General features: G+C 35.6%; 16 protein-coding genes. 8 read left to right on the top strand and 8 right to left on the bottom strand.

Annotated features, from left to right (window positions below; all coding sequences use genetic code 11):
* Both BAQ46_RS21925 and BAQ46_RS21930 read right to left on the bottom strand, forming a co-directional pair.
* On the bottom strand, positions 1–725 hold a 725-nt coding region (locus tag BAQ46_RS21925), incomplete at its 3' end, for a collagen-like protein (protein WP_131801186.1).
* A 113-nt stretch (positions 726–838) separates the two neighbouring features.
* Positions 839–1,804 carry a tyrosine-type recombinase/integrase gene (locus BAQ46_RS21930; protein ID WP_000450313.1) on the bottom strand — a complete coding sequence of 322 codons (966 nt, stop codon included), beginning with the start codon at positions 1,802–1,804 and terminating at the stop codon, positions 839–841.
* 113 nt (positions 1,805–1,917) lie between these two features.
* Here BAQ46_RS21930 and spoVK point away from each other — a divergent pair, with 113 nt between their 5' ends.
* Entirely contained in the window at positions 1,918–2,874 is a 957-nt protein-coding gene (gene spoVK, locus BAQ46_RS21935) for a stage V sporulation protein K (protein WP_000438181.1), read from the top strand.
* A 33-nt stretch (positions 2,875–2,907) separates the two neighbouring features.
* Here spoVK and BAQ46_RS31430 read toward each other — a convergent pair whose 3' ends face one another.
* Both BAQ46_RS31430 and BAQ46_RS21940 read right to left on the bottom strand, forming a co-directional pair.
* Positions 2,908–3,042: a hypothetical protein gene (locus BAQ46_RS31430; RefSeq protein WP_000181496.1), complete on the bottom strand. Its 135-nt coding sequence runs from the start codon at positions 3,040–3,042 to the stop codon at positions 2,908–2,910.
* A gap of 99 nt (positions 3,043–3,141) precedes the next feature.
* Positions 3,142–3,765 (bottom strand): trimeric intracellular cation channel family protein, encoded by a 624-nt coding sequence (locus BAQ46_RS21940; RefSeq protein ID WP_000312265.1) that lies wholly within the window; start codon positions 3,763–3,765, stop codon positions 3,142–3,144.
* Positions 3,766–3,857: 92 nt separating this feature from the next.
* Here BAQ46_RS21940 and hflX point away from each other — a divergent pair, with 92 nt between their 5' ends.
* The 4 genes from hflX (at position 3,858) to glnA (ending at position 8,345) form a co-directional block, all read left to right on the top strand.
* Positions 3,858–5,132: a GTPase HflX gene (gene hflX / locus BAQ46_RS21945; RefSeq protein WP_000391389.1), complete on the top strand. Its 1,275-nt coding sequence runs from the start codon at positions 3,858–3,860 to the stop codon at positions 5,130–5,132.
* A complete protein-coding gene (locus BAQ46_RS21950) occupies positions 5,125–6,396 on the top strand; it encodes a methionine gamma-lyase family protein (RefSeq protein WP_000460300.1) in 1,272 nt (423 codons plus the stop codon). The genes hflX and BAQ46_RS21950 overlap by 8 nt, the downstream gene beginning before the upstream one ends.
* Positions 6,397–6,572: 176 nt before the next feature.
* Positions 6,573–6,962 carry a transcriptional repressor GlnR gene (gene glnR, locus BAQ46_RS21955; RefSeq protein ID WP_000656783.1) on the top strand — a complete coding sequence of 130 codons (390 nt, stop codon included), beginning with the start codon at positions 6,573–6,575 and terminating at the stop codon, positions 6,960–6,962.
* A gap of 48 nt (positions 6,963–7,010) precedes the next feature.
* The gene (glnA, locus tag BAQ46_RS21960; protein WP_000135330.1) at positions 7,011–8,345 is read left to right on the top strand and encodes a type I glutamate--ammonia ligase; all 1,335 of its coding nucleotides are present in this window, start codon (positions 7,011–7,013) and stop codon (positions 8,343–8,345) included.
* Positions 8,346–8,459: 114 nt separating this feature from the next.
* Here glnA and BAQ46_RS21965 read toward each other — a convergent pair whose 3' ends face one another.
* Genes BAQ46_RS21965 through BAQ46_RS21980 form a run of 4 tightly spaced genes read right to left on the bottom strand, consistent with a single transcriptional unit; the run spans position 8,460 to position 10,694 of the window.
* Positions 8,460–9,605 (bottom strand): site-specific integrase, encoded by a 1,146-nt coding sequence (locus tag BAQ46_RS21965; RefSeq protein WP_071742728.1) that lies wholly within the window; start codon positions 9,603–9,605, stop codon positions 8,460–8,462.
* A gap of 41 nt (positions 9,606–9,646) precedes the next feature.
* Positions 9,647–9,814: a hypothetical protein gene (locus BAQ46_RS30760; protein ID WP_071742730.1), complete on the bottom strand. Its 168-nt coding sequence runs from the start codon at positions 9,812–9,814 to the stop codon at positions 9,647–9,649.
* Positions 9,815–9,829: 15 nt separating this feature from the next.
* The gene (locus BAQ46_RS21975; protein WP_071742731.1) at positions 9,830–10,258 is read right to left on the bottom strand and encodes an ImmA/IrrE family metallo-endopeptidase; all 429 of its coding nucleotides are present in this window, start codon (positions 10,256–10,258) and stop codon (positions 9,830–9,832) included.
* Between the two features lie 22 nt (positions 10,259–10,280).
* Positions 10,281–10,694 carry a helix-turn-helix domain-containing protein gene (locus BAQ46_RS21980; protein WP_071742733.1) on the bottom strand — a complete coding sequence of 138 codons (414 nt, stop codon included), beginning with the start codon at positions 10,692–10,694 and terminating at the stop codon, positions 10,281–10,283.
* Between the two features lie 275 nt (positions 10,695–10,969).
* Here BAQ46_RS21980 and BAQ46_RS21985 point away from each other — a divergent pair, with 275 nt between their 5' ends.
* The 3 genes from BAQ46_RS21985 to BAQ46_RS21995 all read left to right on the top strand — a co-directional run bounded on the left by BAQ46_RS21985 (position 10,970) and on the right by BAQ46_RS21995 (position 12,266).
* Positions 10,970–11,170, top strand: coding sequence for a helix-turn-helix domain-containing protein (locus BAQ46_RS21985; protein ID WP_000877760.1), 201 nt, complete (start codon positions 10,970–10,972; stop codon positions 11,168–11,170).
* Positions 11,167–11,895, top strand: a complete 729-nt coding sequence (locus BAQ46_RS21990; protein WP_071742735.1) for a Rha family transcriptional regulator — start codon at positions 11,167–11,169, stop codon at positions 11,893–11,895. The genes BAQ46_RS21985 and BAQ46_RS21990 overlap by 4 nt, the downstream gene beginning before the upstream one ends.
* 104 nt (positions 11,896–11,999) lie before the next feature.
* Positions 12,000–12,266, top strand: coding sequence for a hypothetical protein (locus tag BAQ46_RS21995; protein WP_000483547.1), 267 nt, complete (start codon positions 12,000–12,002; stop codon positions 12,264–12,266).
* Positions 12,267–12,387: the final 121 nt, after the last annotated feature.

The raw sequence follows: 12,387 nt of genomic DNA on the forward strand, positions 1-12,387 counted from the left end.
CCCGTGTTACCTCGAGGTCCGGTAGCACCAGTAGCGCCTGTGTTACCTTGAGGTCCAGTGGCGCCAGTAGCGCCCGTGTTACCTTGAGGTCCAGTGGCGCCAGTAGCGCCCGTGTTACCTCGAGGTCCAGTAGCACCAGTAGCCCCCGTATTACCTTGAGGTCCAGTAGCACCAGTAGCCCCCGTATTACCCCGAGGTCCGGTAGCGCCAGTAGCACCGGTAGCCCCTGCTGGCCCAGTAGGTCCAGTAGGTCCTTGAATGAATGAAGCAGAATTAACTAGAGCGGTTTGTAATGCTGCGATTAATTTAAGAAGCTCTTGAAGTGTGCAAGGGTCAATTCGGAATAGTTTTGTAATGGATAGTAAATAATTAATTAGATTTTGAAGCTCGATAAATACAGCGCTTGCTACGAAAGTTGGATTTTTTAATATAGTTATTAAGTTTTTAATAATAGCTAACCCTTGTGCTTTCAGGGAGGAAGTAGCATCTAGTGAACAAATAAATTTACTTAGTAGGTTCAATGTATCAATTAGATCTTCAATATTTTGGGGAGATGGATTTGCGAAAAGTTTTGGGATTATTTTTGTTAAATCGATAATGATTGCGCGGAATGTTCTAAGTTGTGCCTTAGTAACTGGGATTGATGGAGTATTTGGAATTCGTCCAGCGCTACTTGGAAAGCATGGTTTGGAGAATTTGTTCTGACTGTCGTTATAATGAGACATTAAATCTCTCCTTTCTAATGAGGATATGAACGAAACTCATCATAGTAGATGCAAAAATTAGTTAAATGGTCATAGTAAAATCGTTTGTTTGAAGAAAAAATAGAAAAAACGCCTTATAATAAGGCGTTTTTTCTATTTTCTGCGTATTGATAATATCGTTTTAGTGAAATCTTTGATTTGAAGCCAGCTAGCTTTATAATTTCTGACTCCGGAGTTTCTTTTTTTATTAAGTTTAAAATATAGGTGTTACGAAAGTGTTGTCCTGAGATTCCTTTGCGTAAATTAGCTCTGGATACTTCAAGGCGAATCATTTTTTGGATAGCGATTTCTGTTAATCCCTTCGGTGCATCATTTTCGTATACCCATCTATATGTTCCGCGATTAAAATCGAATGCGACAAATAATGGGTCATTACTATGATATTTTGGACGAACGGGTTCGGGGATGCTTTTGTAATAAGTATATAGTTGTTTTTTGTCTTCGCTAGTTAAAGTAATTGTTCTTTCTACTCCTGCGGTTGCAGGTATAGATAATGTGTTAGTTTCAAAGTGGACGTGATGCATAGTTAATGCTGTAAGTTCCTGTAAGGATAATCCATAGTCAATTAATAAATTTAAAATAGCGATATTACGATCCATCAATAAAGGGCGTACAGGACGTTGTTTTTCTGAAAGTCCTTCTAATGAAGTGACTATATGTTTTAATCTTTTTTCTTCATCAGATGAAATGAAATCTTCATTGCGGAGTGTGCGGTCTGGTTGAATAGAAATTTCCATGTTCTTTAATGGGTTGGGAATATTTAGAAAGTGATGCATTCGATTTAATACAATGAATACACGGTGCATCGTTTTCTCTGAGTAATGTCGATTCTTTTTTAAGTCGGAAAAGTAATCTTCGTAGTCTTTTGTACAAAGTGTAGCCCATATATTACTGGAAGGGAGCTTTTTGTTTTTTTCTAACCAATGTCCGAAATCTTCAATGTCATAAACATAACGTTTAATGGTTGAAGGTTTTCGGCCTTTATTCAATAAAAAAATAGAAAAGGCTTGTATTGTATCATGGAATTCCGTTGTCTCCATAGTCCCACCACCTTCATTATTTCTTTTATTATAGCAAACTTTTCTGAAAATAGTCATTTGCAAAGGAGACAAGAATAATAATATTTGGTGAGTGGATAAAATGAGGTGATTGTATGGAACAATCGATGCGAAAGAAAAATAATAATCAAATTAACATTGTGTTAAATCATCGAAAGAAAATTTCTTTACCGGCTGCAGAAAATAAAACAGTAATTTCAAATGAAACTACTACGAAACATGAGATGCTGCAAAGAATTGAAGAAGAGATGGGAAAACTCGTTGGGATGGATGATATAAAAAAGATAATAAAAGAAATATATGCTTGGATTTATGTGAATAAAAAAAGACAAGAAATAGGATTGAAGTCTGAGAAGCAAGTACTCCATATGTTGTTTAAAGGCAATCCGGGTACAGGGAAGACAACTGTTGCTAGAATGATAGGAAAATTGTTATTTGAGATGAATATTCTATCAAAAGGGCACTTAGTTGAAGCTGAACGTGCAGATCTTGTAGGAGAGTACATCGGTCATACGGCTCAAAAAACAAGAGATTTAATAAAAAAAGCAATGGGGGGAATTTTGTTTATTGATGAGGCTTATTCATTAGCACGAGGGGGAGAAAAAGATTTTGGAAAAGAAGCAATTGATACGCTCGTAAAACATATGGAAGATAAACAACACGGTTTTGTATTGATTTTAGCTGGATATTCCAGAGAGATGAATCACTTTCTTTCATTGAATCCAGGACTGCAATCTCGTTTTCCGTTTATAATTGAGTTTGCGGATTACTCAGTAAATCAGCTGTTAGAAATAGGGAAGAGGATGTATGAAGAACGTGAATATCAGTTATCGAAAGAGGCTGAATGGAAATTTAGAGATCATTTACATGCTGTAAAGTACTCATCGCAAATTACATCCTTTAGTAATGGACGATATGTTCGGAATATTGTTGAAAAATCAATTCGTACACAAGCTATGCGGTTGTTACAAGAGGATGCGTATGATAAATATGATTTGATTGGAATATCAAGTAGTGATTTGATGCTTGAAGAGGAGACGCACAGTACGTAAACTGTGCGTCTGTTTTTTTATATAAGTGCTCTACTATTTTTTTGCTTTTTCTTGATAAGATTTATGGAAACGTTCCATTTTAGCGCTTTTTTCGTGTGCAGAATTAGGATCATGTCCAATTTGACCTACTGAGCTTTTTTGAGCCCCTTTATTCACATGGTTTGTCATTTGTGTTCACCTCGCTTTGAGAATTAGTATAAACATTATGTAAGGAAAAACTCGTTAGAAAAGAAAAACCTCTTTACGATCTGTAAAGAGGTTGGATTGCTATTTATGCATTGAACGTTCGTTTGTGTCGATGCGTCTATGCGGTAAATGCCATTTGTAATGAATAGAAACCATGCGGAAGCAAACAATTAAAATGAATAAGGTGTATAGAGCCCAATCGCTAACAATAATTTGAGCGCCGATTAAGAAACCTGCCAGAATCGTCCAAAAAGCATATACATCAGCTCGAAGAACGAGAGGTTTTCTACGGGCTAAAAGATCGCGGATAATACCGCCTCCAATGCCAGTTAAAACGGCTGCTACGATTGTAGCGCTAATTGGTAAATTTAATTTTTGAGCGTATAATGCCCCTTGTACGGCAAATGCTGATAAGCCGATAGCATCAGTGATGTTTTCCCACTTTTTCCAGTGTCTAATTAATTTATTTGGAAAAAGAAAAATAATCGTCATTGATAAAAGTGCGATTTGGAATAACATGTCTTGTTGCCAAAATGCGACAATCGGATAACCAATTAATAAATTACGAAGGGCACCTCCCCCAAATGCGGTTGCCATTCCTAAAATATACACCCCGAAAATATCATAATCCTCTTCCATTGCAACAATAGCCCCGCTTAATGCGAAAGCAATTGTGCCTATGATGCTAAAAATCTCCCATGCCATGAATTTTCTCCCCCGCTAACTAGATGAAATGTGCTTCCTCTGCTATTATATTAGAAGGTTTAAATTTCGAAAAGGATGAGTGAACATATTTGATGGAAGAAAAAGAGAAAGTCATATTAGTGGGCTGTCAATTGCCGCAAGATGATGATGAAAAATTTATGCATTCCATGAAAGAACTTGCATCATTAGCGAAAACTGCACGAGCAGAATTGTTAGTGTCTACAACGCAAAAACGACCGAAGTTTCATCCGGCGACTTATATAGGTAAAGGTAAATTAGAAGAGCTTACAATGTTAACTGAAGAACTAGAACCGGATGTTATCGTATTTAATAACGAATTAACACCGAGTCAAATTCGGAATTTATCCGCAGTATTAGATGCGAGGGTAATTGATCGAACGCAACTCATATTAGATATTTTTGCGCAACGTGCGAAGTCGAGAGAAGGGAAGCTTCAAGTAGAATTAGCTCAGTTGCAATATACAATGCCGCGTCTTATGGGGCAAGGATTGTCTTTATCACGTCTTGGTGGTGGTATTGGAACGAGAGGGCCAGGTGAAACGAAACTTGAGACTGATCGTCGTCATATTCGAGCGCGCGTTGATGAAATAAAGAAGCAACTTGCAGTTGTTGTGGAACATCGAAAAAGATATCGTGAGAGAAGAAAAGATAATAAAGTATTTCAAGTTTCGTTAATAGGATATACGAATGCGGGAAAATCTACACTGTTTAATAGATTAACGGAAGCTGATACGTTTGAAGAAAACTTGTTGTTTGCAACACTAGACCCGACAACAAGGAAGATGCCGCTACCTTCTGGTTATACAGTATTACTAACTGATACAGTTGGTTTTATACAAGATTTACCTACGTCATTAATTGCTGCATTCCGTTCGACGTTAGAAGAAGCTGGTGAAGCGGATGTTATTTTACATGTTGTGGATTCTGCAGATCCTAATTATGTAGGGCATGAGAAAACAGTAAAACAATTATTGTCAGAACTCGAAATAAATCATATTCCTATTATTACGTTATATAATAAAAAAGATGAATTACATCAAAACTTTATTCCGTTTCCGAAAAATGACTTCTTAATGACTAGTGCTTTTGAAGAAAAGGATCTATTACATATAAAAGAAGCGATAGAAACGAAAATGAAGGAAGAAATGAATCGTTATCAAGTGGAGATTCCTCCGAGTGAAGGTAAGTTATTAACTCTATTAAAGACGGAGACGCTATTAACAAAAATGGAGTTTTTGGAAGATAAATTTGTATATGATTGCGCGGGGTATATTTTTGCTCATTCATCGCTTAATGTACAATTAAAGAGATTTTTAGTGGAAGAAGGAGAAAATAAAAATGTTTGATCGTTTGAAAAATGGAGAAAAAATTGCTCCAATCGTAAAAGAAGTAGAGAGTCAAATTACAGAAGTACATAAACGTGCGGATGAAGTAATTGAAAGTAATCAGTTTCGTGTGTTAGAAAGTTTTCGTAAACATAAAATTAGCGATTCACATTTTATTCCAACGACAGGTTACGGTTATGACGATATTGGTCGTGATACGTTAGAGAAAGTGTATGCGGATGTATTTGGAGCGGAAGCTGGTCTTGTTCGTCCGCAAATTATTTCAGGTACTCACGCTATTTCTACAGCGCTATTCGGTATTTTACGTCCAGGAGATGAGTTATTGTACATCACTGGTAAGCCGTATGATACGTTAGAAGAAATCGTTGGTGTACGCGGAAAAGGTGTAGGATCATTTAAAGAATATAATATTGGTTATAATGCAGTTCCGCTTACTGAAGAGGGGCTTGTTGATTTAGGAGCTGTTGCGGCTGCCATTCATAGTAATACGAAAATGATCGGTATTCAGCGCTCAAAAGGTTATGCTACTCGTCCGTCTTTTACTATTTCTCAAATTAAAGAAATGATAGCGTTTGTTAAAGAAATTAAACCGGATGTTGTCGTGTTTGTAGATAACTGTTATGGCGAGTTTATTGAAGAACAAGAGCCATGTCATGTTGGTGCAGATTTAATGGCAGGTTCGCTTATTAAAAACCCGGGCGGGGGAATTGTTAAAACTGGTGGTTACATTGTTGGTAAAGAACAGTATGTTGAAGCGTGCGCCTATCGTTTAACATCTCCAGGAATCGGTGCGGAAGCAGGGGCATCTTTATACAGTCTGCAAGAAATGTATCAAGGTTTCTTCTTAGCGCCGCATGTAGCAGGACAAGCGCTAAAAGGTGCGATTTTTACAGCTGCATTTTTAGAAAAGTTAGGAATGAATACATCACCAGCGTGGAATGCACCAAGAACAGATTTAATTCAATCTGTTCAATTTGATGATAAAGATCGCATGATTGCATTCTGCCAAGCAATTCAATATGCATCTCCGATTAACTCTCACTTCACTCCATATGCCAACTATATGCCGGGGTATGAAGATGATGTAATTATGGCTGCGGGAACGTTTATTCAAGGTGCAAGTATTGAATTGTCGGCTGATGGTCCAATTCGTCCGCCTTATGTTGCTTACGTACAAGGTGGGCTAACTTATTCGCATGTGAAGATTGCGATTTGTTCTGCAATTGATGCATTAATTGAAAAAGAATTATTAACAATTTCTTAAAGGGAAGCTGTCGATTTCGACAGCTTTTTTCGCGTGAAAGTAATGATTTATTTCATTAGAAAAAAGAATGAAAAAACTTTTTAAAAAAATCATGTAAGAAAAGCTAACATCTATTGACATCAAACATAACATGGTATAAAATGAGAAGCAGTTAAGGCGAAGGAGGAACTGAAACGATGAAAGAAGATAGACGTTCTGCCCCGCTGTTTCCTATTGGTATTGTTATGGATTTAACACAATTATCTGCACGTCAAATTCGCTACTATGAAGAGCATAATCTTGTTTCTCCAACCCGTACAAAGGGGAATCGTAGATTATTTTCATTTAACGATGTAGATAAGTTGTTAGAGATTAAAGATTTATTAGATCAAGGCTTGAATATGGCTGGTATTAAACAAGTGTTACTAATGAAAGAAAATCAAACAGAAGCAGTGAAAGTAAAAGAAGAAACGAAAGAAATTTCAAAAACTGAGCTTCGCAAAATACTTCGAGACGAACTACAACATACAGGTAGATTTAATCGAACTTCATTGCGACAAGGTGATATTTCAAGGTTTTTTCACTAAAGAGAACTGATTCTGAAGGTGTTTAGAGGGACTAAGGAGGAATTTATAATGGCTAGGTACACAAAAGAAGATATTTTCCGTTTGGCGAAAGAAGAGAATGTAAAGTATATACGTTTACAATTTACGGACCTTTTAGGGGTAATTAAAAACGTAGAAATTCCAGTGAGCCAATTAACAAAAGCTCTTGATAACAAAATGATGTTTGATGGATCTTCTATTGAAGGTTTCGTACGTATTGAAGAATCTGATATGTACTTATATCCAGACTTAGATACTTGGGTGATTTTCCCTTGGACAGCTGAAAAAGGTAAAGTAGCTCGATTGATCTGTGATATTTACAATGCAGATGGCACTCCATTTGAAGGGGATCCACGTAACAATTTAAAACGTGTATTAAAAGAAATGGAAGCTTTAGGATTCTCAGATTTCAATCTTGGACCAGAGCCAGAATTCTTCCTATTCAAAGTAGATGAAAAAGGAAATCCAACATTAGAATTAAACGATAACGGTGGATACTTCGACCTTGCGCCGATGGATCTAGGGGAAAACTGTCGTCGTGATATCGTTCTTGAACTTGAAGAAATGGGCTTTGAAATTGAAGCGTCTCACCATGAGGTTGCTCCAGGGCAGCACGAAATTGACTTCAAATATGCAAATGCAATTCGTTCATGTGATGACATTCAAACATTCAAACTTGTTGTAAAAACAATTGCTCGTAAACACGGTTTACACGCAACATTTATGCCAAAACCATTATACGGTGTGAACGGTTCAGGTATGCACTGTAACTTATCACTATTCAAAAATGGTGAGAACGTATTCTATGATCAAAACGGTGACTTACAATTAAGTGATGATGCTCGTCACTTCATCGCAGGTATTTTAAAACACGCACCAGCATTTACAGCGGTGGCAAACCCAACTGTAAACTCTTACAAGCGTTTAGTACCTGGATACGAAGCTCCTTGTTACGTAGCATGGTCTGCACAAAACCGTAGTCCATTAGTACGTATCCCTGCATCTCGTGGTATTAGTACACGCGTAGAAGTACGTAGTGTTGACCCAGCTGCAAACCCATATTTAGTAATGGCTACATTATTAGCAGCAGGTCTTGATGGAATTAAAAACAAATTAACTCCACCAGCTGCAGTAGATCGTAACATCTACGTAATGACAAAAGAAGAGCGCGAAGAAGCAGGTATCGTTGACTTACCAGCAACATTAGCGCAAGCTTTAGTTACATTACAATCTAACGAAGTAATTAGTAACGCATTAGGAGATCACTTACTTGAGCACTTCATCGAAGCGAAAGAAATTGAGTGGGATATATTCCGTACGCAAGTTCACCAATGGGAACGCGATCAATATATGTCTCTTTATTAAGAGGCTCAAACCCTTGACACACAACGTGTTGAGGGTTTTTTTATTTTGTGGGTAAAACACTTTTATTTGAAAGAAGAGTAATTCACCCACAAAACACCCACAAAAAAATTAAAGTTACCCCAATACATTATTCATATAAGCTTCAAACCCCGAAATAGAATCTTTATTAATTTTGTCGCTAATATGAGAGTAAACGTTAGAAGTAATTTCTATACTCTTATGACCTAGCCTATCTTGAATGTATTTCATACTGGCACCAGACTCTAATAAAAGAACCGCGTGGGTGTGTCGTAATGAATGTATTTCTAATCTAGGTAAATTTGCTTTCTTAAGTATGCGTGAGAATGCATTGAATAATGTTGACTTCGGTAAGAACTTTCCATCGACTCTTGAAAAGACTAAATCTAATTCATGCTCATACGCATCTTGTAAAACAAGCTTATTAGCATTTTGCCACTTTTTATGTGCCAGCAGTTCATCGACTAATGATTTAGGAATCATGATAGTACGTTTAGAAGTAAATGTTTTTGTATCCCCGAATAATTCTTCTTTTGTTTTAGCTGTAAAATCCAATGTTTTAGAAATAGTAATAGTATGTTCTTTTAAATTTATGTCTTTCCATTGTAAAGCAGCAGCTTCACCTTTACGCATACCTGTATTCAGAAGCGCTTTGAAAAAGATGTAATAAATATAGTTGTATTGATAAGAAGTCTTTAAGAAAAGGGGAATGTCTTCACTTCGCATATATTTTAGCCCTTCTCTTTCTTTATTGTTTTTATTTGAAATAACTACTTCTTCACAAGGATTGTTCTCGATTTTTTTTAGGCTAACAGCCTTTTTCATAGCATTGTTCATTGTGCCATGGATAATTTGAACAGTTCGCTTACTGTAACCCTGATCAGTTAAGGAATTAATAAATTTTTGGTACATCATTGGTTTGAGTTCTTTTAGGTTCATGTTTTGAAAGTAGGGGATAAGATGTTTTTCGATGTTACGTTCATGCAAGATAAAAGTGTTTTTCCTTACATTGTCTTGCTTAAATAATTTTAACCAGTCTCTAAGGTAATGTTTTAAAGAAGTAGGAGTAATCTCAACTTCTAAACCGTTTAATAATTTCTTTTCTTCTTCAGCCGCCGCAAGTTGTGCTTCTTTTTTCGTCTTGAATCCACGTTTTGATTTCTCTTTGTATTTTTGAGTATAAGGGTCTTTAAATCTTACTCGGAATTCCCAAACATCTCCGAATTTTCTGAAGCTAGCCATTATAACATTCCCTCTTTCCTTATAATTGTAAAGTGGCTAGATTACTCATCCAACCACTTCACCGGTGTCTCTTTATAACCTGAAACTTCATATTTTATTTCACCATCAACAATATGGATTTTCTCAACGATAGGGACCTTTTTAAATTCTACTTGTTTGATGGTGGATTTCTTTCGTTTTTCTCGTTCAGCATTTAAATCAATAATCAAAATATCTTACCTCCTTTAGTAAGGCTTATAAAATTCTAACAGTTCAACTGGAATGTCATTTTTGTATGCTATACATGCTTTTGTATCACCAGGTTGAATGGTCTTTTTATCAATTAACAAAAGCGAAGCAAACGTATTTGCTTCTATCTCTAATTTATCAACTGAAAAGAATGTATTCTTACGCAGAAAAGGTGTGTTTGCATGAGTATGTAGGATTGCATGTCCTAATTCATGTGCACAAACAGTTCTTTGCATAGATGGAGACAAATGATTATTAATAACAATGAAACGATTTCTTTTTTCGTATTTATAAAATCCGTTTATTTCTTCGTGTAAATCCCAAGTTAGTACATTTATTTTTAAGCAATCTGCAAGCTCATAGGGGTTTGTCGTGTTGTATTTTGTGCAAAGTTGTTGGACTAGATCTCTTATGACGAATTTCAATGTTTTCCCTCCTAAGCTCGCATCAGTTATCGTCGGTAGTACGATATTTCTTAGGAACGTATTTTTTATTGATTACTTTAGTTTGTTTCACGATGTACTCCATTGCATCTAATAAAGATTCCACGGCTTCTTCACTCATAGGCTCACCAGAGAACATTAATCCGTCTTCGCCTTGAAGATCCTTTTTTATTTCTTCCATTCTTTTTTCGATATCTTTTTCATCTTTAGTGGTTAAATGCATTTGATTTGTTCTTCCAAGTAAGAAATCAGTAGTTACATTAAAGTGATCAGCTACTTTTTGGAGTCTATCGGCTGAGGGATATGCTTTATCCCATTTTCTTATGGTCCCATTGCCGAATTCTAAGTCCTTTTCTAATGCAGATATGGATGTATCATGGTTTTTACACAGATTTTTAATTGTGTTCACTAAGCTCATTCTAATCACCTTCCGTACTTACAGACGAAACAAAATAGACTGTAGACTAAAAATAACGATTGACAATTAGTTTGTAGACTATTATTATTAGGTTGTAAGCTAATTTGTTAGCTAAAAAGAGTATAAAAATTGATTTGAGTTTTAGAAACTAATACTGAGGAAACTGTTTAGTTTTGTATTTGTATACCTTTTTATAATTATAATTTAGCACACAGACTAATTTCGGTCAATAAATCAGCGAAAATATTCGCATTTTGAAAGGTGTGAACATCTAGATGAAGTATTCGAGTTTTGGAATTGAGGTTAGAAAAGTATTGTTAGAAAGAGATTTAACACTAACTGTATTAGCTTCTGAGCTAAAAATATCAGTTTCATATTTATCTGACATTTTAAAAGGGTCTAGAAAAGGGAAAAAACAAAAGAAAGCGATTGTTGAATTATTAGGACTAGACATGTGTGAGGAGGATTTAAAGTGACAGAACAAATAATGGTAGTAGATGAAAAAGAAGAATCGTTTGTAAAAGGTGATCAAGAAAGTCTGGTTTTTATTAAAGATAATAAAGTCGTTACAGATAGCTTAACTGTAGCTGAAGTGTTAAAAAAACAACACAAACATGTCTTAAGAGACATTAAGGTTCAGATGGAAAAGTTGGAAAGTGCAGGAGAAGGAAAATTTACTGAGTCCAACTTTGGGCTTAGCTTTTATAAAGACGTTACAGGACGAACTTTACAAAAAATCGACATGACAGAAGATGCCTTCACAATATTGATGTTTTCTTATAATACGATTGAAACGATGAAAATTAAAGTGAGGTTTATTGAAGAATTTAAAAGAATGAGAGCATTCATTGAGAATCAGTCAATTCTCCCTACTGATACATTTAGTCAAATCGAACTATTAGCTACAGGAACTAGTAACTTAAATAAAAGAGTTTCCTCATTAGAGCAGGTAGTTGAAAAGCAATTAACTGTAGATTACGGACAACAAAGAGTAATTGAAAAAACGAAGGCAAAACGGATCTATTTTTTATGGGAGAACGGTCATGTAGATAAAGAAGTACATGATTCTACTCGTAAGCTATTCGGATTATTAGGACGTAACTTGAAAGATGCATTTAATGTGAATAGTTACCGCGATATTTTGAAGAAGGATTTCGACGAAGCGTTGAATTTTGTAAATGGTTGGAGACCGATGATTTAAAAGGTTTTAGAAAACGCAAAATTGCGTTCTCAGGATTTCTTTGTAGAGAATATTTACAGATAACAGCTGGAGATCAGTGGTTTAAAAATAAGGAGGGAATAATCATGTTCAATGTTCAAATAGACGAAAATGTTGTGAAGGAATTATGTGTGGAAGAAATTCAAAAAAAGGTTAAAGAGTACGACGCGGAGTTAGCGTTTTGGGATACTAAGGAGCTTAAAAAACGTGTATGTATGTCGTGGAATACAATTCAGGATCAGTTTTTCTTTGACCCACGCTTCCCAAAATTCAAAGTGGGTAAGAAATGGTATTTCCCAGCAAAACAAGTACAAGCATTTTTAGTTGAATGGGCAGAAGAAAGGATGGATTGATGATGTTTACAATTGATTACAACAATGTAAAAGTATCTGATTATCTTAGACTACTAGCACATTATAAATTACCAAATAAAAAGCAGCGTCGATTAATAGAGAATAGGTTTGTATGTCTAAA

The organism is Bacillus paranthracis (assembly GCF_001883995.1).
Lineage (GTDB): Bacteria > Bacillota > Bacilli > Bacillales > Bacillaceae_G > Bacillus_A > Bacillus_A paranthracis.

What these genes read in the sequence shown, in the direction of transcription:
- glnR (WP_000656783.1), top strand. Translation starts at nt 6,573, where the DNA reads ATGAAAGAAGATAGACGTTCTGCCCCGCTGTTTCCTATTGGTATTGTT.
- BAQ46_RS21980 (WP_071742733.1), bottom strand. Translation starts at nt 10,694, where the DNA reads ATGAGCTTAGTGAACACAATTAAAAATCTGTGTAAAAACCATGATACA.
- BAQ46_RS21930 (WP_000450313.1), bottom strand. Translation starts at nt 1,804, where the DNA reads ATGGAGACAACGGAATTCCATGATACAATACAAGCCTTTTCTATTTTT.
- spoVK (WP_000438181.1), top strand. Translation starts at nt 1,918, where the DNA reads ATGGAACAATCGATGCGAAAGAAAAATAATAATCAAATTAACATTGTG.
- glnA (WP_000135330.1), top strand. Translation starts at nt 7,011, where the DNA reads ATGGCTAGGTACACAAAAGAAGATATTTTCCGTTTGGCGAAAGAAGAG.
- hflX (WP_000391389.1), top strand. Translation starts at nt 3,858, where the DNA reads ATGGAAGAAAAAGAGAAAGTCATATTAGTGGGCTGTCAATTGCCGCAA.
- BAQ46_RS21940 (WP_000312265.1), bottom strand. Translation starts at nt 3,765, where the DNA reads ATGGCATGGGAGATTTTTAGCATCATAGGCACAATTGCTTTCGCATTA.
- BAQ46_RS31430 (WP_000181496.1), bottom strand. Translation starts at nt 3,042, where the DNA reads ATGACAAACCATGTGAATAAAGGGGCTCAAAAAAGCTCAGTAGGTCAA.
- BAQ46_RS21995 (WP_000483547.1), top strand. Translation starts at nt 12,000, where the DNA reads ATGTTCAATGTTCAAATAGACGAAAATGTTGTGAAGGAATTATGTGTG.
- BAQ46_RS21985 (WP_000877760.1), top strand. Translation starts at nt 10,970, where the DNA reads ATGAAGTATTCGAGTTTTGGAATTGAGGTTAGAAAAGTATTGTTAGAA.
- BAQ46_RS21950 (WP_000460300.1), top strand. Translation starts at nt 5,125, where the DNA reads ATGTTTGATCGTTTGAAAAATGGAGAAAAAATTGCTCCAATCGTAAAA.
- BAQ46_RS21965 (WP_071742728.1), bottom strand. Translation starts at nt 9,605, where the DNA reads ATGGCTAGCTTCAGAAAATTCGGAGATGTTTGGGAATTCCGAGTAAGA.